The sequence below is a fragment of the Alkalimarinus alittae genome (assembly GCF_026016465.1).
In the GTDB taxonomy this organism is placed as follows: Bacteria; Pseudomonadota; Gammaproteobacteria; order Pseudomonadales; family Oleiphilaceae; genus Alkalimarinus; species Alkalimarinus alittae.
Window position 1 is genome coordinate 3159665 of sequence record NZ_CP100390.1, and the last position, 24324, is coordinate 3183988.

Annotated in this window: 23 protein-coding genes; 6 read left to right on the forward strand and 17 right to left on the reverse strand. The window is 43.8% G+C overall.

Features of this window, described 5'->3' with window-relative positions; all coding sequences use genetic code 11:
• Positions 1-35: 35 nt before the first annotated feature.
• The 5 genes from NKI27_RS14345 to rpoE form a co-directional block, all read right to left on the reverse strand.
• Positions 36-1448: a DegQ family serine endoprotease gene (locus NKI27_RS14345; RefSeq protein WP_265046720.1), complete on the reverse strand. Its 1413-nt coding sequence runs from the start codon at positions 1446-1448 to the stop codon at positions 36-38.
• A gap of 155 nt (positions 1449-1603) precedes the next feature.
• Positions 1604-2071 carry a SoxR reducing system RseC family protein gene (locus NKI27_RS14350; protein WP_265046721.1) on the reverse strand — a complete coding sequence of 156 codons (468 nt, stop codon included), beginning with the start codon at positions 2069-2071 and terminating at the stop codon, positions 1604-1606.
• Positions 2072-2128: 57 nt separating this feature from the next.
• A complete protein-coding gene (locus tag NKI27_RS14355; protein ID WP_265046722.1) occupies positions 2129-3181 on the reverse strand; it encodes a MucB/RseB C-terminal domain-containing protein in 1053 nt (350 codons plus the stop codon).
• Positions 3182-3201: 20 nt separating this feature from the next.
• On the reverse strand, positions 3202-3852 hold the full coding sequence (locus tag NKI27_RS14360) for a sigma-E factor negative regulatory protein (RefSeq protein WP_265046723.1): 651 nt from the start codon (positions 3850-3852) through the stop codon (positions 3202-3204).
• A gap of 71 nt (positions 3853-3923) precedes the next feature.
• Positions 3924-4502, reverse strand: a complete 579-nt coding sequence (gene rpoE / locus NKI27_RS14365; RefSeq protein ID WP_265049528.1) for an RNA polymerase sigma factor RpoE — start codon at positions 4500-4502, stop codon at positions 3924-3926.
• A gap of 383 nt (positions 4503-4885) precedes the next feature.
• Between rpoE and nadB the strand changes: the two genes are divergently transcribed.
• From nadB to NKI27_RS14385, 4 genes are all read left to right on the forward strand, one after another.
• A complete protein-coding gene (gene nadB / locus NKI27_RS14370) occupies positions 4886-6553 on the forward strand; it encodes an L-aspartate oxidase (protein ID WP_265046724.1) in 1668 nt (555 codons plus the stop codon).
• A 122-nt stretch (positions 6554-6675) separates the two neighbouring features.
• Positions 6676-6930 (forward strand): FAD assembly factor SdhE, encoded by a 255-nt coding sequence (locus NKI27_RS14375; protein WP_265046725.1) that lies wholly within the window; start codon positions 6676-6678, stop codon positions 6928-6930.
• 543 nt (positions 6931-7473) lie between these two features.
• A complete protein-coding gene (ygfZ, locus tag NKI27_RS14380; protein WP_265046726.1) occupies positions 7474-8523 on the forward strand; it encodes a CAF17-like 4Fe-4S cluster assembly/insertion protein YgfZ in 1050 nt (349 codons plus the stop codon).
• A gap of 183 nt (positions 8524-8706) precedes the next feature.
• Positions 8707-9543, forward strand: coding sequence for an HDOD domain-containing protein (locus NKI27_RS14385; RefSeq protein ID WP_265046727.1), 837 nt, complete (start codon positions 8707-8709; stop codon positions 9541-9543).
• A gap of 45 nt (positions 9544-9588) precedes the next feature.
• On the opposite strand, the gene ung is transcribed toward NKI27_RS14385, so the two are convergent.
• The 3 genes from ung to prfB all read right to left on the reverse strand — a co-directional run bounded on the left by ung (position 9589) and on the right by prfB (position 12938).
• Positions 9589-10260 carry a uracil-DNA glycosylase gene (ung, locus tag NKI27_RS14390; RefSeq protein ID WP_265046728.1) on the reverse strand — a complete coding sequence of 224 codons (672 nt, stop codon included), beginning with the start codon at positions 10258-10260 and terminating at the stop codon, positions 9589-9591.
• A 60-nt stretch (positions 10261-10320) separates the two neighbouring features.
• Positions 10321-11820, reverse strand: coding sequence for a lysine--tRNA ligase (gene lysS, locus NKI27_RS14395; protein WP_265049529.1), 1500 nt, complete (start codon positions 11818-11820; stop codon positions 10321-10323).
• A 19-nt stretch (positions 11821-11839) separates the two neighbouring features.
• A protein-coding gene (prfB, locus tag NKI27_RS14400) for a peptide chain release factor 2 (RefSeq protein ID WP_265046729.1) occupies positions 11840-12938 on the reverse strand; the annotation gives its coding sequence in 2 pieces (ribosomal slippage) (positions 11840-12862 and positions 12864-12938; 1098 coding nt in all).
• A 239-nt stretch (positions 12939-13177) separates the two neighbouring features.
• On the opposite strand from prfB, the gene NKI27_RS14405 reads away from it, so the two are divergent.
• Positions 13178-13585 (forward strand): acyl-CoA thioesterase, encoded by a 408-nt coding sequence (locus tag NKI27_RS14405; RefSeq protein ID WP_265046730.1) that lies wholly within the window; start codon positions 13178-13180, stop codon positions 13583-13585.
• A 114-nt stretch (positions 13586-13699) separates the two neighbouring features.
• On the opposite strand, the gene recJ is transcribed toward NKI27_RS14405, so the two are convergent.
• The 9 genes from recJ to ffh form a co-directional block, all read right to left on the reverse strand.
• Entirely contained in the window at positions 13700-15451 is a 1752-nt protein-coding gene (gene recJ / locus NKI27_RS14410) for a single-stranded-DNA-specific exonuclease RecJ (RefSeq protein WP_265046731.1), read from the reverse strand.
• 84 nt (positions 15452-15535) lie between these two features.
• Positions 15536-16951 carry a threonine synthase gene (gene thrC / locus NKI27_RS14415; protein WP_265046732.1) on the reverse strand — a complete coding sequence of 472 codons (1416 nt, stop codon included), beginning with the start codon at positions 16949-16951 and terminating at the stop codon, positions 15536-15538.
• A gap of 55 nt (positions 16952-17006) precedes the next feature.
• The gene (locus NKI27_RS14420) at positions 17007-18305 is read right to left on the reverse strand and encodes a homoserine dehydrogenase (protein WP_265046733.1); all 1299 of its coding nucleotides are present in this window, start codon (positions 18303-18305) and stop codon (positions 17007-17009) included.
• A 334-nt stretch (positions 18306-18639) separates the two neighbouring features.
• Positions 18640-19392: a DsbC family protein gene (locus NKI27_RS14425; RefSeq protein ID WP_265046734.1), complete on the reverse strand. Its 753-nt coding sequence runs from the start codon at positions 19390-19392 to the stop codon at positions 18640-18642.
• Between the two features lie 305 nt (positions 19393-19697).
• The gene (rplS, locus tag NKI27_RS14430) at positions 19698-20054 is read right to left on the reverse strand and encodes a 50S ribosomal protein L19 (RefSeq protein ID WP_265046735.1); all 357 of its coding nucleotides are present in this window, start codon (positions 20052-20054) and stop codon (positions 19698-19700) included.
• A gap of 38 nt (positions 20055-20092) precedes the next feature.
• Positions 20093-20839: a tRNA (guanosine(37)-N1)-methyltransferase TrmD gene (gene trmD, locus NKI27_RS14435; protein ID WP_265046736.1), complete on the reverse strand. Its 747-nt coding sequence runs from the start codon at positions 20837-20839 to the stop codon at positions 20093-20095.
• Between the two features lie 3 nt (positions 20840-20842).
• The gene (gene rimM / locus NKI27_RS14440) at positions 20843-21370 is read right to left on the reverse strand and encodes a ribosome maturation factor RimM (RefSeq protein WP_265046737.1); all 528 of its coding nucleotides are present in this window, start codon (positions 21368-21370) and stop codon (positions 20843-20845) included.
• Between the two features lie 75 nt (positions 21371-21445).
• Positions 21446-21694, reverse strand: coding sequence for a 30S ribosomal protein S16 (gene rpsP, locus NKI27_RS14445; RefSeq protein WP_265046738.1), 249 nt, complete (start codon positions 21692-21694; stop codon positions 21446-21448).
• A gap of 223 nt (positions 21695-21917) precedes the next feature.
• Positions 21918-23297 carry a signal recognition particle protein gene (gene ffh / locus NKI27_RS14450; RefSeq protein ID WP_265046739.1) on the reverse strand — a complete coding sequence of 460 codons (1380 nt, stop codon included), beginning with the start codon at positions 23295-23297 and terminating at the stop codon, positions 21918-21920.
• 192 nt (positions 23298-23489) lie between these two features.
• Between ffh and NKI27_RS14455 the strand changes: the two genes are divergently transcribed.
• Complete coding sequence (locus tag NKI27_RS14455) at positions 23490-24284, forward strand: cytochrome C assembly family protein (protein ID WP_265046740.1); 795 nt, start codon at positions 23490-23492, stop codon at positions 24282-24284.
• Positions 24285-24324 lie beyond the last annotated feature (40 nt).

Sequence of the window (24324 nt, forward strand, 5' to 3'; positions counted from 1 at the left end):
ACTTCTGCCTCATCTAAACTTAGAAATTTAGTGCTTTACTCTTTCAATTTAATAACCACAAAAGAAGGGTTCCCTTGACGGATAATCAACACAGGTATCGCCCGATTAGACGGTAATGATTTAACAACGGCATTAAAGTCTGTTAGCGATTTTATTTCTTGATTATTAATACTGCTAATTACATCATTAGCCCGAATCCCAGCATTTCGTGCAGCACCCTGTCCGACTTGTGTCACCATCAACCCGTTTGAAACCTGTAGACGCTTACGCGCATTCTCATCAAGCTCGGCCACTTCAATATTAAAGCGGTTAGATTCTACCTTAGAGCCCTTTGCAGGTATGACTGCGCCTTGTTCAGTCGGTAGTTCTCCAATCTCAACGGTGATTGTTTGGCGCTTTCCTGCTCGGATAATATCCAGTTTAGATTTTTTACCCACTACTGCTCGGCCAACTAGATGCGGCAAATCAGAAGATCGGTTAATCACCTCACCGTCATACTTAATAATTACATCACCTTGCATCAAGCCTGCAGCTTCAGCAGGCGAACCAGGTACGACCTGGGCGACCAGTGCCCCATGCGGCTTCTTCAAGCCAAACGACTCAGCTAAGTCTTTACTAACTTCCTGAATCAACACACCCAACCAACCACGAGCTACATAGCCTTTTTTCTGAAGCTGATCGACCACTTCCATCGCAACATCAATAGGGATTGCAAACGAAACCCCCATAAAACCACCTGAACGCGTGTATATCTGGGAGTTAATGCCGACAACTTCGCCATCTAAATTAAATAGTGGCCCACCTGAGTTACCAGGGTTTATCGCCACATCCGTCTGAATAAACGGCACATAGTTTTCATTTGGTAATGTACGGCCTATTGCACTAACGATCCCCGCTGTCACGGTGTAATCAAACCCAAAAGGAGAGCCGATAGCTAGCACCCACTCACCTGTTTTAAGCTTCTCAGACTTCCCTACTTTTACAACAGGCAGGTCTTCAGCGTCTATTTTCAAAACAGCCAGATCTGACCGCGCATCTGCGCCTATAAGCTTTGCAGGTAACTCTCGTCGATCACTCAGCCTAACGATAATCTCGTCTGCGCCATCAATTACATGGTTATTTGTTAGAACGAAACCATCTTCAGATACGATAAACCCAGACCCCATCGACTGAGTCTCTCTTGATTCCTGACCTGAACCTGGGCCATAAGGAGCACCAAAAAAATGCCTAAAGAATTCGGGGAGCTGCTCTAACTCTTCTGGTCTCAACCCTCTGTTATAGGGTGATCGCTTCGAGTGACTAACCGTACTGATATTAACCACAGCCGGCGAATGCTCTTCAACCAGTTTGGTAAAATCAGGAAGACTTCCTGCCTGAACCCCAGCAGACAACAATCCAATAACAGATAAGAAGAATACCCAGAACGGGCGTGGTGATATTTTTGTCATAGCAACTCCTCTGCTCCAATAAATCAATCGCAACGTTAGGGTATATATTGGCGACAAATCTGGTTATTTCAAATTAAAAATTAGTAAGAAAAATATCACTAAACATAATACCACTAGGGCAGAGTGGGAACGCAAGATGATTAATTCAGACTCAATTAAGTCGTAATTTCAACAGAGTGAATAGACTGAAAGCCTTTGGCCTTTATCATTTTTGGGCAAAACCGCTGATCATTTTTATGAACGTTAGAATATAATTTCACCAATACAAAACCAAACGCAAGCCCGCTAACGCCTGCAAGGGCAACCCAAGCATCACCTATAAGCAGCCACTTTTCGGCGATTGACGCCGCCGCTATCATCATGAGCAAGGGCAGTAAATAGACCATTACAGACGCTTTAACTAATAGGTCTTCGGGTATCCCTATTAAAACGTCTTCGCCGACCTTGAGGTTTAACGTATTACTCACCAACACTTGGTTTGCCTTACCATCAGAAATGCGTGCAAGCACCCCCTGACCACATCCACTTTTGGCTTCACAGCTCGAGCAAGCACTCTTACGAATAGTCTGCACCCATGCCTGACCTTTCTCGACGGCAACCACTACACCTGTTTCTTCCAACATAACCTATCTCTTCTGAGCTAACCTATTCATTTTAAATGCGTTAAATAAACTCACCTATTAATGAATGTCTGGTACTATTTTTTCTGCAATCTTAATAACCGCCGCAATAGGCAGTTCGCCCACAATCGTGACCTTATAGTCATAGTCTTGCCATTGTAGTCGATCTACATACGCCACAGTAGCCCCAATCACTGTCGCCCCCTCTGGCATACCTTTACTGCTAGGCTTTTCAATAAATACGCTAAAGGATGCCAACCCATCGGTAAATACCTGCACATTACCTGAGCCAGCATTATCACGCCCAATCACCCCTTTATTAACAGGTAAAAAGCCATCAGGCAACCAACCTACTCGCCACCCCATATGCGCTGTCCAGTCACTACCAGACCTAATAGAAGGCAAGCTCTCATGAGAATATTCGTTTCCTAGATTGCTTGAAGCAAGTTCTGCATCACTTATATTCGCATTCAACTCTAAGGAAGTGTAATGAAACTGCTCTAACACCTCGCCCTTCAGGTTGATCAAATTTGACCTTAATAGCAATCCGCTCTGCCGTTCCAACCATAATACATAACTATAACGATAAGAATCTTTGGCCATAATCGCTATTTTTACGGCGTGATGTCCAGCAATACGATCACCTCCCTCAACCGTGATCAGGTATTGATCCTGCCTGGGCATCAATCTACGAGCAAACGCACCCGCAAATGGTCCAGAAGGAATACTCTGCTCCAAACTAACCACTTTATTGCCGGGCAACACACACACCAATTCATCGCCTGTTCGAATAATCTCCCCCATCTCACCATCTAACTGAACCAGCTTCTCTCTGTCTTCTCCATCTTGATAGCGATGTATCACTTTCATCGACGACGATATATTCCCTCGACTATAAACAAATACCCCTCGATAGTTTTGAGTCTGCATGGCTTCAGCCATACGCTCCAACCAAACATTGCCCTTTTGCACTGACAACGCTGACGCTTTTTCTTCCTTAGACGAAACAACATTAGCTGCAATAGTCTCAAAACCTGAAACTAACAATAAAATACACAAGCAGGTTCGTGTAACCCGCTTACGCGATAATAACTGATGCTTTAGTTGACTCAATGGCACACCCACCTACCCAATTAGTTCTCTTCGATCGTAAAACTAGCGACTCTAGCAAGAGGCATTAAACCCGGACGACCACCCGAAACAGAATTTTCAGCATGTCGTAATAAATATTGGTTCAGCATACGTGCATGCTCAGACGAATAAGGTCGCTCTATTACAGTCACCGAACCACTATTGTTGGCGACATTTGAAGCCACTAACACCTCATCACGAATATCAGAAATATCATCAAAGGGTTTAAAAACCAACGATACCGCCATGACAATGGTAGCGGCAATCGCGATCATTGAGACAAGCCCCATTCCTTTTTTGTTGGTCGAAGGCTTATCTTTAGCTGATTCGGCCGAGCCCCGTTCAGAGCCGTCTATTTGATCAATTGATCGTGATATTTGCGCACTAATATCAATGGCTAAAAAGCTGTTATTTGAGCTAAAAGGCTGTCGCCCGCCTTTTTCGGACGCTTCGAGTATATTTTCACGCACTTTATGTGTGCTCTCATCATAAGCTCGCTGTCCTGACGAGAGCAAATCACTCACCTTACTATAACGAGACCATAGCGCTCGCATTGCAGGATCTTCAGAGTGATTTAGCACCCGACTTAATTCGAGCCCATCTGCCTCATTATCTAACAGTGCGGATATGGATTCTTTTATTCGATCATCCATTATATAACCTCATTCAAACTGCACATTATTCAATTTACGCATTCTTTATAGCACCCGGTATCTGCGCGCTCTTAACCATCTAAATAAGGCGCTAACTTAGAGTCGACAGCATCTCGCGCTCTAAATATCCTAGAGCGTACAGTCCCTACTGGGCAATCCATCACATCTGCAATTTCATCATAACTTAACCCGTCAAACTCCCTGAGTGTTAGCGCGACCCTTAAGTTTTCTGGCAACTCGGTAATCGCTTTATTAAGCGCAAGCTCTAATTCTGATCGATATAAATTTTTTTCAGGACTTTGCGTGTCTTTAAGGTTGTTATCACCCGTGAAGTGCTCTGCATCCTGTACATCAATATCGACATTCGGCGGTCTTCGTCCTTTTGCAACGAGGTAGTTTTTAGCCGTATTGATTGAAATTCGATACAACCAGGTATAAAACGCACTTTCGCCTCGAAAGTTTTTTAGCGCACGGTAGGCTTTAATAAATGATTCTTGAGTGACATCTAACACTTCATGATGGTCACTCACATAACGAGAGACGAGGGAGGCCACCTTACCCTGATATTTAAGCACCAAAAGGTCAAACGCCTTTTTATCGCCACGCTGAACCCTCTCGACCAACTGCCAATCTGTCGATTTATTATGCAGTTGCAATGCTACCTGATCACTCAAAAAACCCTCCTTGCGGTCGATAACAGGGCTCGCCATATCCCTAATGCAACCTTTTGTATGGTTTCCTTCAATTGCCCCCCCTAAAACACGCCCCAAACAAATGTTCGAATAGTGGTCAATAAAACGTTTTGTATCGGTAGCTAAAGTATAGTCGGATAATACGCTCATTATAATATTCCAGTTGCGGCGCAGACTCTTGAATACGTTAATGCGTTATAGCGACGCTTTAAGTACAAGCCACTTTTCTCATTTAAAGCGCGTTTGCCCAATAAGAATGTGTCACAAAAATAGACACTGAGACCGTTTTTTAGTTCAATATCAGGTATCACGACCTTAAATTCTCTTGTAAAGAAGCCACTATGCAATCCTCTTTTAAGCATGACGTACTTATTATTGGCAGCGGAGCCGCCGGCTTATCTGTTGCACTTAACCTAGCAAAACATGTCAAAGTAGCTGTTATATCTAAAGGTACTTTACCCAGTGGTTCCACTTTATACGCCCAAGGGGGTATTGCGGCAGTCCTCGATAATAGCGATACCATCGAGTCTCATATACAAGATACCTTGGTTGCTGGTGCAGGGCTTTGTCATGAAGATGCCGTTCAGTTCACCGTTGAAAATGGCAAAGCAAGTATTGAGTGGCTAATTTCTCAAGGTGTTGGGTTTACCGAGGAAGGCAGTACAGATAACGCCACTGACAAGGCCCCAAACGATAATGCAATCGAACATGAATCATCGAGCACTAACCGCTACCACCTAACAAAAGAAGGTGGTCACAGCCATCGCCGCATCATTCATGCCGCCGATGCGACCGGTTTTGCGGTCTCATCATCACTGTGTGATCGCGTATTAGAAGCTGAAAACATAGACATTTTTGAAAACCGGGTTGCCATCGATCTTATTACCCACAAAAAGCTCTTCTTACCGGGTAATCGCTGTGTAGGCGCCTACGTTTTAAATGACAAAACCAGCCATGTTGAGCTATTTAGCGCTCGTTTCGTTGTCATTGCTACAGGTGGTGCCAGCAAAGCGTACCTCTACACTAGCAACCCTGATGGCGCGAGCGGAGATGGCATTGCGATGGCTTGGCGAAGCGGTTGTAAAGTAGCCAACATGGAATTCAATCAATTTCATCCCACTTGCTTATATCACCCTCAAGCCAAATCATTTTTGGTAACAGAGGCCGTTCGTGGTGAAGGTGGTCGACTATTATTACCTGATGGGCAACGGTTTATGCATCGATTTGACTCTCGCGAAGAGCTTGCGCCTCGTGATATTGTAGCTAGAGCCATCGATCACGAGATGAAACGGCTCGGTGCCGATAATTTATTTCTCGACATTAGCCACAAACCCGCAGAATTTGTTATTAAACACTTTCCGACGATATACGAGCGCTGCCTTGAATTTGGCATCGACATTACGAAGCAACCAATTCCTGTTGTACCGGCGGCTCACTATACTTGTGGCGGCGTCATCACAGACAAACATGGTCGCAGTGATGTGAACCAGCTATACGTTGTGGGTGAAGCCGCTTTTACTGGACTACACGGCGCCAATCGTATGGCCAGTAATTCACTCTTAGAATGCTTGGTTTATGGCCGTTCTGCCGCTCAAGACATTATGGATAAGTTCGACGAAATACCTGAACCACCTGAAGCGCCTTTATGGGATGAATCACAAGTCACAGACTCTGATGAAGACGTTGTATTATCCCATAACTGGGATGAACTAAGACGATTCATGTGGGATTATGTCGGCATTGTACGTACCAATAAGCGCTTACAACGAGCGAAGCATCGCATCGATGTTCTTCACCAGGAAATACTTGATTTTTATAGTAATTATAAAGTCACCAATGACCTATTGGAGCTGAGAAACCTGATGACCATCGCTGACCTTATTATCTGCTCAGCGATTCAGCGCAAAGAAAGCCGCGGCCTTCATTACACACTGGACTACCCCGAGCCATTCCCCATAGCCAAGGATACCGTCCTAACACCAACCAACTTTTCAGCAAGGGATTGGTAACCTCTTAGGTCGTAACAGCAAATGAAACGCGTTAATTTTGACGCGTATCTTCTACCTTAGAGCTATCAGCGCTATAATAGCCCCCTTGCTTTCAAACGTTTACTAATATCCAGGGCTGCAGTATGGTTTCAGATTCCGAATTTAACCGCCTTTTCTGGCATAGCCGTCGAGGGATGCTTGAGCTAGACGTTCTACTTGTCCCTTTTCTTAAAGAAGCCTTTCGCGATTTACCACCCGAAGATCAAGCACGCTATGTAAAGCTACTTGAATGTGAAGACCAAGACATGTTCGGATGGTTTATGCAAAAAGGAACACCAGAAGATCCAGACTTAGCCAAAATCGTTAAGATTATATTGGATCGTGTTCAACCTGAATAACCTACAGATCACACCCTCTCCGCTGCTGTCAGCCATTAGTTTAGTAATACTCAGCAGCGGTTTGTTGGTCTTATATAATACAAACCTGCCAAGTTATATTTTTCTCGTGATGTCACTAGCAGGTATAATTATCGCATCCCACTTTATGGCTAAGTACGCACTATTGGCTCTTCCAACGTCAATTGTGCGCTTCGACTGTACAGATCAAATACTTTATCTAACCCAAAAGAACGGCCTACGCGTTAACGCTACCCCACTGCCTAGCACCTACATGACTTCAAAACTGTTGCTACTCGCGTGGAAGCCAAAAAAGCTTGAACATACAGGCAGGCTATCCCGCATACGAAATTATTTAATGCCCGCCAACCTAACCATCGTCAGTGCAAGCAATGTCTCGTCACAAGAGGATTTCCGACGGTTACGAGTTCTGCTAAAGTTCGGAAAACTAAACGCAATGTTAAAACCAAGTAGTTGAAACATTTTCGTTCACCCTCATACATAGCTAAGCCACACTGCTAAATCCACCATGGAACTATCGACATCATGAGTACGCAACTTTTAAACTGGCTTGCTGAGTCGGGTTACCCGATAGACAGCCAACAAACTGATAAAACAGAACGCCCTAGCTTCATAGCACCTTTGACCGAATATTCCGTTATACGGGTCTCTGGGCAGGATGCAGAAAAGTTTATGCAGGGACAGTTCTCGTGTGATGTAAGAGACGTAACAAGCGAACAGAGCCGAATGGGTACTGCAAATACTCCAAAAGGAAGAGCCTTTGCAGTATTTAGAATTGCTAAACAAGGTGATGACTATCTAATTCGTTTGCCAACAGCTATCGCAGAAGATTTCAGTCAACGTCTTAACAAGTACATTGTATTTTCAAAGGCAACCCTGGCACTCGATGAAAACCTATGTGTTTTAGGTTTTTCAGGAGATTCAAACTTACTAAGCAACTCATTTAAAAGTACACATCCGCTCCCGACGGGGATTGATAGCAGTCTAAATATAGAAGACAGCATAGTTGTTAAAGTACCCGCTAAAAAAGGCGCTCGCTTTGAGATCTTCTGCTCTATTGATACAGCAAAATCACTACTATCAAAACCACAAGGTGAAGCACCTAGCGCTATCAACTTTGGTACACAGGCATTATGGAGCTGGGAAGATATTAGCGAAGGTGTCGCCGATATTTACCCTGAAACGCAAGAAAGCTTTGTTCCCCAAATGCTTAACCTTCAGCATTTAAACGCCATTAGCTTCAAAAAAGGGTGCTACACAGGGCAAGAAATCGTCGCTCGAATGAAGTACCTTGGCAAACTAAAAAAAGAAATGTTCCTTCTAGCGGCCACCGGAACAAATGCGATAACGCCTGGAACCGATATATATGACAAAGAAAGCAACAAGAAAGTAGGTTCCGTTGTGCGCAGCATTTTCACTCACTCTAGCGTTCGCGGAAACGTCAACGACATTGCGTTATTAGCCGTGCTCGATATTGAGACTGCAAAATCAAACAGGCCATTATCCCTAGAGAATGACAATTCAAGAACATTTCAATACCTCACCCTCCCCTACCAGAACAGTGAGGAGGGTTGAAAAGTCACCCAATAGCGCCATCAAAAGGGTTTCAGCTGAACAACCCCCTAATAGTATTTTAATGTATAAAAAACGTTAGAAATCAAATACAAAAAAGAACCTTAATTAGCAGGCAATCTACTGAGATTCTGCTATAAATGATAGTAGAAGAAACCCTTCTACTATTAAATCAATGAGGGATCTATGGCAGAGTTAGCCGACAAAATTAAAAGTGATTTACTTAGCGCAATTGAAAACGATTCACTCGTACTCCCGACATTACCGGAAGTGGCACTAAAAGTACGAGAAATCGCAGAAGACCCTGATTCATCTATCGGACAATTAGTGGATGTTATTGGTGGTGACGCAGCACTGACCACACGCATCATTCGCGTCTGCAATAGTCCCTTACTAAGAGGGGCTCGAGAAATTGAAAACCTCAATATGGCCGTAGGCCGGCTAGGTATGACCTACACCAGCAACCTTGCTACAGGTCTAGCCATGGAGCAAATGTTCCAAGCTACATCTGAAATGGTTGATAAACGCATGCGTGAGGTATGGCAAAAAAGTACTGAAATAGCAGGCATTTGCCATGTACTGGCTTCACATTATACTAAATTAAAGTCAGACCAAGCGACGTTAGGGGGGCTAGTCTGCCAAATTGGCGTGCTTCCGATCCTCAAGTATGTTGAAGATAATGACATTCAAATTAGCAGTATAATGCTCGATAATATTATCGACGAACTACACCCGTTAATTGGCTGTAAAATCCTTGAGAAATGGGACTTCCCTGAAGAGCTTAAAGGTATTCCAGAAGCGGTTAGAGACTTCAATCGTACAGTTGCTAAAGTAGATTACGCCGATATTGTTATGGTCGCCAAACTTCAGTCCATTGCAGGTACTAACCACCCACATGCCGAAATGGATTGGACCCATATATCTGCCTTTGGTCGCTTAGGCTTAGACCCAGAAGTTGATATGAGCGAATCCGAAGACTTATCAGACGAAATGGAAGCCGCCATGGCTTTATTGAATAGCTGATAGACTAACGATGGTCGCCTTGCCTTATGCAGGGCGGCCAGCCAGCTAGACGCGCCAATCTATTTCAGGCTTTCCAATAGACGCTAAGTACTCATTCGTTTTAGAAAAATGTCCGCACCCTAAAAAACCACGATGAGCAGATAATGGGCTTGGGTGAGGTGCCTCTAAAACACAATGCCGCTCACGCTCAATTAAAGCACCCTTCTTCTGCGCGTAACTCCCCCAAAGCAAAAAAACCAAGTTATCTTTTTTCTCATTAAGCGATGCGATCACCTTATCGGTAAACATTTCCCAACCTTTCTTTTGATGCGCCCCTGCGTTAGCCTGTTCAACCGTTAGCACCGCGTTTAGCAACAAGACACCTTGATCACTCCAAGACGTTAAGCAGCCATGGGAAGGTCTAGCGATACCAATATCACGCTCAATTTCTTTGTAGATATTAACCAAGGAAGGGGGGACTTTTACACCCGATTGAACCGAGAAGCTTAATCCGTGCGCCTGCCCAATCCCGTGATACGGGTCTTGCCCGAGGATCACCACTTTTGCATCATCAAAGTGGGTGTGATTAAAGGCATTAAATACTTGAGATTCAGGCGGGTAAATAACCTTTCCAGCTTGTTTTTCACTGGCTAAAAAGGCGTGTAATGATTTCATATATGGCTGATTAAACTCAGATACCAATACGTTTTGCCATGATTCATGCAAGGCGTCAGACATTTGAGTTAAACCAACCATAGCGAGTGTCTCATTCAGTTATCGAACAATGCGCTAAACGAATTACCCTCGAGGTTTCATGTGAGGGAATAAAATAACATCTTTAATGGTATGGCTATTGGTGAACAGCATGACCAAACGATCTATCCCAATCCCCTCACCTGCTGTAGGAGGAAGACCGTGTTCTAGGGCTCGAATATAGTCGTCATCAAAATGCATCGCTTCATCATCGCCGGCATCTTTTTCTTCTACTTGCTGACGGAAGCGCTCTGCTTGGTCTTCAGCATCATTCAATTCTGAGAAGCCATTGGCAATTTCACGACCACCTACGAAGAATTCAAAGCGATCTGTTACAAACGAGTCATCATCGTTACGACGTGCTAACGGCGAGACTTCTGTAGGGTATCGAGTGATAAATGTTGGCTGATCCAAACGGTGCTCAACGGTTTTCTCGAAAATTTCAATTTGAATTTTTCCAAGCCCCCACCCCGACTTAACATCAATACCTAAATTCTCAGCAACCTTCGTTGCACTCTCTAACGTGTCGATATCCGCTGCAGATAATTCAGGGTTAAAGTGTAGAATCGAATCAAATACAGATATGCGCCAAAACGGCTTACCAAGATCATATTCAGCATCGCCATAAGGAAGCGTTGTAGTCCCTAATACGTCTTTAGCGATAGTACGTAACATATCTTCAGTAAGATCCATTAGGTCATTGTAGTCAGCATAGGCCTGATAAAATTCAATCATCGTGAATTCAGGATTATGTCGAGTAGACAGCCCTTCATTACGGAAGTTTCTATTGATCTCAAAAACCTTTTCAAAACCACCTACAACCAAACGCTTTAAATACAATTCTGGCGCAATACGGAGATACATATCCATATCCATCGCATTATGCTTTGTAATAAAAGGCTTAGCCGTCGCACCGCCAGGTATGACCTGTAGCATAGGGGTTTCTGCTTCCATAAAGCCCCGATCTTCTAGATAACGGCGCATTGAATTGATGATTTTTGAGCGAATAAGAAACGTATTGCGTGTTTCTTCGCTAATAATCAAATCAACATAGCGCTGACGATACTTAGCTTCTTGATCTGCAAGACCATGAAATTTCTCAGGTAGAGGACGCAGCGCCTTGGTTAAAATGCGCAGTTTATCAACCTCGACAACCTCAACATACAGGTCGCCTTTACCCGATTTCTGCAATATGCCAGAAGCGCCAACAATGTCGCCAATATCAAGATTAGTCCAAGCTTCAGAGTCTTTCTGCAGTTTTTTACCCAAGTAGCACTGGATAGAGCCGCTCATATCCTGAACACCGACAAACGGACCACCACGGCGCATTACGCGTCCTGCAACACTAACAGGCTTAGCCAGCTCAGCAAGTGCCTCTTTATCTAGATGACCAAACGCTTTCTGCAGCTCACCTGCCATATCATCACGGCGGAAGTCATTAGGGTGACCGTTAGATTTACAGCCTTCACGAAGCTTAGATAGCTTTCCTCGACGCTCGGCCACTAACTTGTTTTCGTCTTGCTGAATCTGATTTTCTTCGTTCATGGTGTCTTTGCTCATCGAATTAAAGCCCTTGCTTCAAACTTGCTTCTATAAACTGGTCCAAACTGCCATCCAAAACCGCGTTGCAGTTACTGGTTTCGACATTGGTGCGTAAGTCTTTGATACGGGAGGAATCAAGTACATATGATCTAATCTGGCTCCCCCACCCGATATCTGATTTGGTATCTTCAGTGGCCTGCGCGGCCTCTGTGCGTTTTAGCATTTCCATCTCGTAAAGCTTTGCTCGTAATTGCTGCATCGCTTTATCTTTATTCTGGTGCTGTGAACGCTGATTCTGACACTGTACTACGATCCCACTCGGTTCATGGGTAATTCGCACCGCTGAGTCAGTGGTGTTAACGTGCTGACCACCTGCACCACTAGAGCGATAAGTATCAACTCTTAGGTCAGACGGATCTATTTCTATTTCTACATCGTCATCAATTTCGGGGGATATAAACACCGACGCAAACGACGTATGGCGTCGGCTCCCTGAGTCAAATGGTGATTTACGAACCAGACGATGAACGCCGGTTTCTGTTCGCAACCAGCCAAACGCATATTCACCGGTAATTTGTAATGTTGCGCCCTTTATACCCGCTACGTCCCCTGCAGATACTTCAATAATTTCTGCTTTAAAACCTTTTTGCTCTGCCCATCGTAAGTACATACGTAAGATCATGCTAGCCCAGTCTTGAGCTTCTGTTCCGCCAGACCCTGACTGTATATCCAAATACGCGTTATTCGCATCCATTTCGCCTGAAAACATACGCCGAAACTCGAGCTCATCCAACTGCTTTTGCAGCACTGCTAACTCTTCTTCTACTTCGGCGACAATGGCTTCATCTTGCTCTTCAACGGCGATATCCAACAATTCCTGAGCGTCATCGAGGCCACTGGCCAAGTCTTCGATAGTTTTAACGACACCCTCTAAGACTGATCGCTCTTTACCTAGCGCCTGTGCATTTTTTGGGTCATCCCAAACACTTGGCTGCTCTAACTCGCGCTCTACTTCAACAAGACGCTCTTTCTTGGTATCAAAGTCAAAGATACCCCCTAAGAGTCTCGTTTCGACTCCTATAATCTTTGATCGCTTGAACGATTGGATTAACTTCCAACATATAAAATGGACTCACTTAAACATAGCAACTATAAAGGTGGGGTATTCTAAACGATTTGCCTTCAATGGGAAAATCAACTTTGCACGATCAACCACTTAGAAACCTGCAGAAGGGGAATAACTATCTTTTTATGACCTGTTCTTTTAGAATCGCCAAATTTACACCCTATTGCGCTTTCGTCACTGCTGACGTAGCTTCATTCGTACAGTTTCAGACTCTATTCTTTCAAGAGACCACTTATGGCAGATAGTATTGATATAAAAGTTAGGGGATATCATCTCGATATTTACGGTCATGTTAACAATGCCCGCTACCTAGAGTTTTTAGAAGAAGCGCGTTGGTCGTTTTTTGACCACCACAATACCCTAGAGGTATTTGCTGAATTTAAACTTGCGTTTGTCTTGGTTAATATCAACATTAACTACCGACGACCTGGGTTCCCTGATGATGTATTGCATATCACCACCAAGGTCGAGTCTATTGGCAATAAGAGCTGTAAAGTTAGCCAAAAAATTGTATTGAGCGGAACCGATGAAATCGTAGCAGACGCTATTATCACGTTTGCACTCATGGACATGAACACCAATAAAGCCGTCGTGATTGAAGGCGACGTTAGGCAGAAGTTGAGCAATATGATTGCTAATTAATGACCCTACATTTGTAGTCTTAGTGCAGGGCAGCGGAATCAGGGGTTATAGGTAACCTTAAGCACCCTCCTTGATTCCGGTCGTACCTCCCTTCATCACGACTACAGTTTATAATCAAATCGCTTCTAAATATTGCACCATCAACTGCAGACTTTTACGCCCTCTAAACTCGTTGACATCAGGGCGGTAAGCCACTTTAACTTTTTTCAATTCAGCTTCTCGGCCCACCCAGTCGCTATTAAACTCGATGCCATCAATAAGCAAGTCTGTGCCTTCTACCTGTAGCAACAATTTAAGATGCTTAGCGCCTACGATTCTCGCCTGAACAACCTCAAACACACCATCATAAACGGGCTCTAAAAAGTTCTGCCCCCAAGGACCAGCCTTTCTAAGCACTTCAGCGGTACTGACATTTAACTCATGAACGGCCAACTCACCATCGCTCACTATAACGGCTTCCAAGTTGCTTTCATCTAATTCTTCACGCACGACCTCATCAAAAGCGTGAGCGAAAGCCTCATAGTTTTTACCCGCAATCGTCATGCCTGCAGCCATTGAATGCCCTCCAAACTTACTCAATAACGACGGATACCGAGTAGCAACACGGTCTAGCGCATCCCTAATATGTAATCCGGCAATTGATCGTGCAGACCCTTTCAGCTCTACACAATCATCATCTGCAGGCGCAAACGCAATCACAGGACGATGAAATTTCTCTTTCATTCGTGATGCCAAAATACCTATCACACCTTGGTGCCAAGTTTCATCGTATAAGCACATCCCCCAAGGGAGTGCACTGTTATCAGACTCACTATTCGTTTGATTAAGCTCATCAACTAATACAGAGGCATGCGCTTTCATCTCGCCTTCAATTTGCTTGCGCTCTTGATTGAGCTCGTCTAATCGAAGGGCAATTTGTCTCGCCTTTAAGGGGTCATCACACAGCAAGCATTCAATGCCAATCGACATATCATCAAGCCTGCCAGCCGCATTTAACCTTGGGCCAACGACAAACCCCAGATCAGAGGCGGCCAGATTACGATAATCTTTGCCCGCCACATCTATAAGCGCCAGAATACCTGGTCGCGCCTTCCCTGCTCTAATGCGACGAATACCCTGCTCCACCAGAATACGGTTATTAGCATCAAGCGGCACAACGTCAGCAATCGTTCCCAGCGCTACAAGATCTAATAAGCTCGCCAAGTTAGGCTCTACAATCCCTGTTCGCTCAAACCATAATGACTCTCTTAACTCTCGCCGCAAGTCACTCATGACATAAAAAATAACCCCGACACCGGCCGCCGATTTACTAATAAATTCGCAACCAGGCTGATTAGGATTCACGATCGCATCGGCATCTGGCAGTGTATTACCAGGTAAATGGTGGTCCGTGACGACGACAGAAATACCGAGTTTATTAGCCGCGGCAACACCTTCACAGCTCGCAATACCATTATCAACCGTAACCAATACGTCAGGACTAAATGCTTTGGCCACCTCAACGATTTCAGGCGTTAGCCCGTAACCATACTCGAAACGATTTGGAACCAAATAATCAACCGATGTAGCTCCCATCATTTTAAGCGCTAAAGTAGCCACCGATGTACTAGTGGCCCCGTCACAATCAAAATCGCCGACTATCAATATACGACGCTGATGCTGAACAGCATCAGCCAAAATCTTCGACGCAGCAGCAATTCCTTTTAAGTGCTCGGTTGTGGCTAATCGAGACAAGGTATATTCCAATTCCTCAATCGTATTAACCCCTCGCGCTTTGTAAGCCCGCTGCAGGAACTCAGGAATATGCGCCCATGACGCAGAGGCTTGAACAGGTTCTATGTTTCTTCTGACTATTTTTTTCTGCATAGGATTAACAAGTCTGGATCTCTAAATACAAAAAGAGGGCATAAAGCCCTCTTTAAACAATTGGTTCTATTTTAAAAATTCTAATCAGACGGCTTTATTATGCTTACCGTGAGTCTTTACATAACCTTGAACAGCCCCAAGACTGTTTTCAATGACTGTATAAGACTCTTCTCGGTCAAACAAGTCAGCCAAATGATGTGGCAACTCAGGCGTTACACCTGCACCCGACTTCTCGACCGCTTCAGGAAACTTAACAGGGTGAGCGGTTGCAAGCGTGACCATAGGCACAGATGCGTCTCTTCGGCACTGTCTGGCCGACTCAACGCCAATCGCTGTATGTGGATCAAGCAACTCTTCAGACTCATCGAAAACAGTTTTGATAGTCTCACAGGTTTTTTCATCATCAACCGTAAAGCTATCAAATAACGTTCTGGCGGCTTTCCAACGATAGTCATCGATAGAAACAGATGCATCAGACTTAAAGCTTTCCATCAAGGCAGCAAGCGCTTTTCCATCGCGACCATATAGATCAAATAATAGCCTCTCAAAGTTACTGGATACCATAATATCCATGCTTGGCGAGAGCGTATGATGTAGTACCTCAGGGCTGTACTTATTTTCACTAATAAAGCGATGCAAAATATCGTTCTTATTAGTCGCAACAATCAGTTGGTTGATTGGCAGCCCCATATTTCGGGCAAGATAACCCGCAAATATATCTCCAAAATTCCCAGTCGGTACCGAGAAAGAAACACTACGATGCGGCCCGCCCAACGCTAGAGACGCGTGGAAGTAATATACGATTTGAGCCATTATTCTAGCCCAGTTGATCGAGTTCACAGCGACTAAGCGGCTTTTTCCTTCAAGGAAGGACTGATCGCCAAAGCTTTCTTTAACCATTTGCTGACAGTCATCAAAGTTACCTTCTACTGCCAGGTTATGGATATTGTCGCCCTTTATCGTGGTCATCTGCTTACGCTGCACATCAGACACTCGATTATGAGGATGCAAAATAAAGATATCGACATTTTTACAACGACGACAGCCCTCAATAGCCGCAGACCCTGTATCACCAGAGGTAGCCCCCAAAATAACAACATGCTCTTTACGCTTTTCAAGAACATAGTCGAGTAAACGACCTAGTAACTGTAATGCAAAATCTTTAAAGGCTAATGTTGGTCCATGAAACAACTCCATGACCCACTCATTACGATCTAGTTGAGTTAACGGTGCAACAGCTTTGTGAGCAAATGCTTCTTCGTAAGTATCTCGAAGCATCTCTCGAAAATCTGGCTCAGGAATTGAACCTTCAACAAACGGGAACATGACATTGAATGCGAGATCGGTATACGACAAACCTGCCCATGACGCAATTTCTTCATGAGTAAAACGAGGAAGCACCTCAGGCACGTATAGTCCACCATCTGACGCCAACCCTGTCAGAAGCACCTCTTCAAAATTCAATGCAGGCGCACTGCCTCGAGTACTAATATATTTCACAGTCTGTTCCCATTAATCATTTAAAATAATTGGCTATATTTACAAAAATGCCTAATTAGCTAGCAAAGTGTTCAGCACGGATGCGAACTACTTTTCCTTCTATCTCTGTTAACTCTTCAATTTCAGCAATCGCCTCATTGATACGAGCCTCTTTAACTTTATGAGTCAGCATAATCATCGGGATCATACCTTCATGCAACTCTGACTCTTTCTGCATAACAGACTCAATATTGATGCCTTTAGCACTGAGTATAGACGCCACTTTTGCCAAAACCCCAGGGTGATCGTTAGCCGATATACGCAAATAATACGCAGAGTAAATTTCATCCATCGGCAAAACAGGAAGATCTGTCATCTTTTCTGAGCTAAAGCCAAGGTATGGCACAAGCACGCCTGCACCGGCATTAATCGCTCTAGCTATATCAACCACATCAGCAATAACAGCAGAAGCTGTCGCTTCAGAGCCCGCGCCTGCGCCGTAATATAGGGTTTGACCTACCGCATCACCATCAACTAACACCGAATTCATAACACCGTCTACTTTTGCAAGTAACTGCTGCTCAGGCACCAATGTAGGATGAACACGTAATTCAATACCATTTGAATGCTGACGGGTAATGCCTAAGTGCTTAATTCTATAGCCTAGCTCTTCTGCGTATACGACGTCATCCGTCGATAATTCACTGATACCCTCTGTATAAGCTGCATCAAACTGTAAAGGAACACCAAAAGCTGCTGAAGCCATAATGGTTAACTTATGGGCCGCATCGATACCTTCAACATCAAATGTAGGGTCTGCTTCAGCATAACCAAGTGCCTGAGCTTCTTTTAAGACATCAGAAAATTCACGTCCTTTATCTTTCATTTCTGTCAGAATAAAGTTACCAGTGCCGTTTATGATGCCTGCTAGCCAATTAATCTTATTGGCTGCCATACCTTCGCGTAAGGCTTTAATAATTGGGATTCCGCCTGCTACTGCCGCTTCGTACGCAACCGTTACGTTCTTTTCTGCTGCCGCAGCAAAAATCTCATTACCATGAACCGCAATCAGCGCTTTATTAGCAGTAACAACATGTTTACCATTTTCTATCGCTTTAAGAACCAACTCTTTGGCTAGGTCATAACCCCCGATCAATTCAATAACAATATCAACGTCTGGGTTAGTGACCACATCAAATAGCTCTGTGGTGAAGCCAATACCAGTTAGGTCGCAATTATCTTTTAAGCGGCGAGAACCAACCTGAATAACCTCAATAGGGCAACCAGCTCGTCCGGAAATTGATTCTGCATTGCGCTTTAAAACATTAATCGCGCCACTCGCTACCGTACCCAGACCACATATACCTAATTTCACCGGTTTCAAACCTATTACCTCACACGAATTAACGTTATTACAAACGACTCTAATCATGCCGCTCAACAAAGACATCCATTAATAAACAATACTCTATTTAATAAGATGTGCGCTCTTATATCAATGCAGACATGGCAGACTGACTAACCCATTTCCAACATCTAATTTATCATCGGGCATATTATATCTTTTCGATAAAGAAAAAAACTCGACAACGATCTCTTTAGTGCGGAATATAAGAAAGGAATAAAAAAGAATGTATAAAGTGGCTTTAAGTAGAAAACCTAAACACCACTTTATTTAGCCTACATATCATGTAAACACTGCGAGCGTACTATAAAACGCCTAGCTGTTTAGCTAAGGTTTCCGCAGGCGCATAGCCCGGCAATAGCTTTCCTGACTCCAACACGATTGCTGGCGTACCCGTAACACCTACTCGCTGCCCCAGCTCTAAATGTCGAGCAATGGGGTTGTCACAGCTTTTGTTTGGAATAGTTGTTCCGCTTTTAGCTTTAGTCATAGCACTCATAGGGTCATCAGCACACCAAGCCGATACGAGCTTATTGTATGATTGAGAGCCTACTCCTGCACGCGGGTAGCCCAAGTAATCAACTCGTACCCCCATTGCGTTTAACTTAGGTACTTCCTTGTGAAGCTTTCTACAATAGCCACAATCTATGTCTGTAAACACTGTAATAGTGGCCTTAGTTTCTCCCTTAGGCACAAACGATAGCTTTTCAGACTCAGGAATAGCCGCCATCGTACCTGCGCGCCCCACTTCTCTTTTTTGCTCTGTTATATTGGTAATCTTAAGGCCATCTAAATGATAAACCTCCCCTGCAATAATATATTTACCATCAGCAGACACTAACAAAGGCTGATCGCTGGTTGAAGACACCTCAAACAACCCTGAAAAAGACGTTTTTTCAATTGATGTAATGTTTAGCGCAGGTAAGGATGCACCTAATTGCGCTCTAATATCTTTATCTACCTGCTCGCTTACCGTATCAGCAGCGCTCACCGCACTAGCAGCACCAAGGGCAGCCACCCCACAAAGCATCGCCGCACTTAAAAATCTGACAAACATTGCATCACCTAATCAAAATATTAATTCTTATATCATCCGCACAACAAAAGAAGCATTATAAAATGCCACTGTCATAAAGAATCCTGTTTAAAAATAGCTACACCCACAAACAACCATATTCAATAACTATGACTGCATTATAACCACGAAAGTTCCCATTATTTCCATTACTATTGTGTAATAGTTGCGCCTACTGCAGTGCTCTACACGCTGCAGCAACTTAACATGCTGATTTTACCGGCAAGGTGAATTTTAGGCATAAAAAAAGGTAGCTCAACGCTACCTTTTTTGGACCTGCTACCGGCTTAGCCTAGCTTCTCTTTAATACGAGCAGCCTTACCAGAACGATCACGAAGATAATAAAGCTTCGCTTGGTTAACATCACCACGACGCTTAACAGTAATGCTGTCGATCAACTTACTGAACGTTTGGAATGTTCTTTCTACGCCAACGCTGTACGAAATTTTACGCACAGTGAAAGAAGAGTTTAAACCGCGGTTACGCTTAGCAATAACAACACCTTCATATGCCTGAAGACGCTCACGATCACCTTCTTTTACTTTAACCTGAACGACAACTGTATCGCCTGGTCCAAATTCTGCTATCTCTTGACCCATCTGCTCAGATTCGATCTGAGTAATGATATTGTTCTTACCGCTCATTGTTTGCTCCTAAGAAAAAGCTGTTAAATCCGATCGAGCTAGCCGGAAGCACTCTGCTCGCGGACAAACTCTTCTAACAACCCCTTCTCCTCCTCTGAAAGAATTTTATCTTCCAGCAGATCCGGGCGTCGTTGCCATGTTCTACCCAGTGACTCTTTTAGTCGCCACCGCCTAATCTGTTCATGGTGCCCACCCATCAGCACATCCGGCACTTTTTCACCCTGAAAAACTTCAGGCCTAGTATAGTGAGGACAATCTAGCAGACCATCGTAAAACGAGTCCTGCACTGCTGATTGGTCATGCCCCAATACTCCGGGGATTAAACGGGCTATAGCATCGATCACTGTTATGGCAGCAATTTCACCACCACTTAATACAAAGTCGCCCAAGGACCACTCTTCATCGATTTCTGCTTTTATCAGTCGTTCGTCTACACCTTCATAACGCCCAGCGACCAAAATTAACTTTTGAACGCTAGCTAAGTGCTGAACCCCAGCCTGATCAAGCCTTTTGCCTTGAGGCGATAAATATACCACCTTAACACCTTCGCCTGCAGCTTTTTTTGCTGCCGCGATTGCGTCCTGCAAAGGCTGTACCTTCATTAACATTCCAGGACCGCCGCCATAAGGCCTGTCATCAACAGTACGATGACGATCATGGGTAAAATCTCTTGGGTTCCAAGCTTGGAACGCCATGATCCGATTCTTAAATGCCCTGCCTGTCACACCATAATCTGTGACAGCCTGAAACATTTCTGGAAACAGAGTAACTGTTCCAATCCACACGGCTTAAAACTCCGGATCCCAATCCACCGTGATGGTTTTTTCTTCAAGGTCGATATCAGTCACTACTTCTCCTGGCAGATAAGGAATCAAGCGCTCTCTTTTAGCATCGCCTCGATTTCCCTTAACAACCATCACATCATTTGATCCAGTTTCGATAAGATGACTTACCTTTCCTAAATCAACCCCTTCAATAGTTTTTACTGAAAGGCCTTCTAACTGATGCCAGTAGAACTCACCATCGTCAAGCTCTGGCAATTCTTCTGATGAGACCACAATAAGCGATCCACAAAACTGCTGAGCTAGCTCTCTATCATTACAGCCTTCAATACAAGCAACCAAGCCTTTACCGTGCTTCTTACCTGTCGATAGATCAACCACTCTTTCTACGCCATCTTTCTTTAAAGTCCAACGACGATACTGGAGTATATTTTCTATCGGATCGGTAAAAGAATAAATCTTCACCCACCCTTTAACACCATAAACTGAAGTAATTTTGCCAAGAACCGCTTCACTACTTTTACTACGACTCATGACTACCTCTAGCTTACAATTCTGTATTGATACAGATCACTGACCTTGATGCTACTCACCGATACTTAAAATAAATTAAGCAGCAGTTTGAACTTCTTTTAGTAGCTTAGCTACGCGTTCTGAAGTTGTTGCGCCTTTATCTAACCAAAACTGAACGCGTTCAACATCTATACGCAGACGCTCTTCTTGGCCTCGAGCAATAGGATTAAAAAACCCTACACGCTCTAAGTAACGACCATCGCGAGCATTGCGACTATCAGTAACTGACAAATGGTAAAACGGGCGTTTTTTAGAGCCGCCACGAGCTAAACGGATTGTAACCATTTCGCTAGGTATCCTGTTAATACTGTTAACATCCACACAATAAATGCATGGCATTCGAAAGGGCGCAAATTCTACTCAAAAACAAATCATTTTAAAACCTATAATTTGTTTTTTTGTTAAAAAACGCACCCTATTTTTATATATTGCAGTAAAGATCAGCCAAAATAGCCATTTCAACCCTGCAACAATAATCATTAAGCGCCAAATTTAAACCCTAAAAGAGCTACATTCGACCCATAGGAGGAAAACCACCACCAGGAGGCATCATTCCTTTCATGCCTCTCATCATATTGGCCATTCCGCCCTTTTTAGTAAACTTCTTCATCATTTTTTGCATTTGCTTATGCTGCTTAAGCAGTCTGTTTACATCTTGTATTTGCGTACCAGAGCCTGCAGCAATGCGTCGCTTACGAGGATTATTAATCACATCAGGAAAACGTCTCTCGTGAGGTGTCATAGAGCAAATCATAGCTTCCATCTGCCCTAGCGACTTGTCATTTACATGCTGCTGAGCAGCCTGAGCCATCTGACCCATACCAGGCAATTTGTCTAGCAGATTCCCCATACCGCCCATATTCTTCATTTGCAGAAGCTGATCACGAAAATCCTCAAGATCAAAACCTTTTCCTTTTTTTATCTTCTTAGTTAGCTTATCTGCTTTTTTCTTGTCTAGGTTACGCTCAGCCTCTTCAATCAGCGTAAGAACATCACCCATCCCCAGAATTCGCGATGCAACACGATCAGGATAAAAAGGTTCAAGTGCGTCAGTTTTCTCACCAACACCCATAAATTTGATTGGTTTACCCGTGATAGATCGAACAGAAAGTGCAGCACCCCCTCGGGCATCACCATCTGTTTTAGTCAGTACAACACCCGTTAACGGCAAGGCATCATTAAATGCCTTAGCTGTATTAGCGGCATCCTGACCCGTCATCGAATCAACAACAAACAGAGTTTCAACAGGGTTAACCGCGGCATGAAGCCCTTTTATTTCCCCCATCATCTCTTCGTCTATGTGCAATCGGCCTGCCGTATCGACAATCACCACATCCATAAACTTTTTCTTAGCGGCATCAATCGCTAACGAAGCAATATCAATTGGATTCTGGTCAGATGTACTAGGGAAAAACTCTACACCAACTTCTGCTGCAAGTGTTTCTAGCTGCTTGATGGCGGCTGGTCGATATACATCAGCACTAACCACCATTACTTTTTTCTTTTCACGCTCAGTTAAAAAGCGAGCAAGTTTGGCAACCGTTGTCGTTTTACCTGCCCCCTGTAAACCGGCCATCATAATAACCGCTGGCGGCTGAGCAGATAAATCTAATGATTCACATGTCTGCCCCATCACCCGAACAAGTTCCGCATCAACAATACGTACAAACTCTTGCCCCGGCGTCAGGCTTCTCATTACTTCTTGGCCAACAGACCGCAACTTAACTTGCTCAACGAAGTCTTTAACAACCGGAAGCGCCACATCCGCCTCAAGCAGAGCCATCCTTACTTCTCTGAGGGTTTCTTTAATATTATCTTCGGTGAGCTTAGCCTGCCCTGTGATTTTTTTCAGGCTGCCAGAAAGTCTGTCGGTTAAATTTTCAAACATGATGCGTCTCGTTGATTCCAAAATGTTACGATTCGACCATTATAACCGAGACTTTCAAACAAAACGAGACAACACTTTGAAGAGATATCAATAAGAACTTTAAAAGCTTTGATATGAAACAGTACACACGCAAGCAGATGACTGGTAATCTATAGTCAGTTTTTGTATCTGATCATACCTTTACGGACAACCATGAACATACTTTTTTTCGGGCTGACATCAATAGCACTCTACTCACTTGGCACAACATATCAAGCGTTAATCTATTTCCGAAAAACACCGTCTAAACCTTTTTGCGCATTACTCTTAGGCTTAATAGCAGCAGCCGCTCACAGCACAATGACTTATGGGCTTATTTCATTGAATGGTGGCTTAGACCTTAGTTTCTTTAACGCGTCCTCGCTATTTGCAAGCCTTATAGTCGCCGTATTACTAATCGTTAGCGTGCAACGCCCTACGCACAATCTTTTTTTGGTCGCCTATCCCATAGCGATAGCCACCATCATTTGCGCATTGCTCTTTGATGCAAATCCAGAAAATTTAACCTATGAAAACTCAGGCATACTGTCGCATATCATCCTTTCAGTGCTCGCCTATAGCGTTTTCACTCTAGCAGCAGGCCAGGCACTTCTTCTGTATTTACAGAATAAACAACTAAAAACAAATTACACTAGCCTTCTCATTAAAAATCTTCCACCACTCCAAACAATGGAGGCTCTATTATTTGAAATGATCTGGGCCGGCCTCATTCTACTGACTCTTGGTATCATTAGCGGCACCATCTTTATAGATGACCTGTTTGCCCAACACCTTGTTCACAAAACCATCCTATCCATCATAGCATGGCTGATCTTTAGCTCACTTCTAATAGGCAGACAACTAAAAGGTTGGAGAGGCATTACAGCCAGCAAATGGACGCTATGGGGATGCCTATTTCTCATGCTTGGCTATTTCGGAAGCAAACTAGTTATCGAACTAATACTCTAAACAACACAAACTTAACCATTAGACAGAAATCTTGACAGTA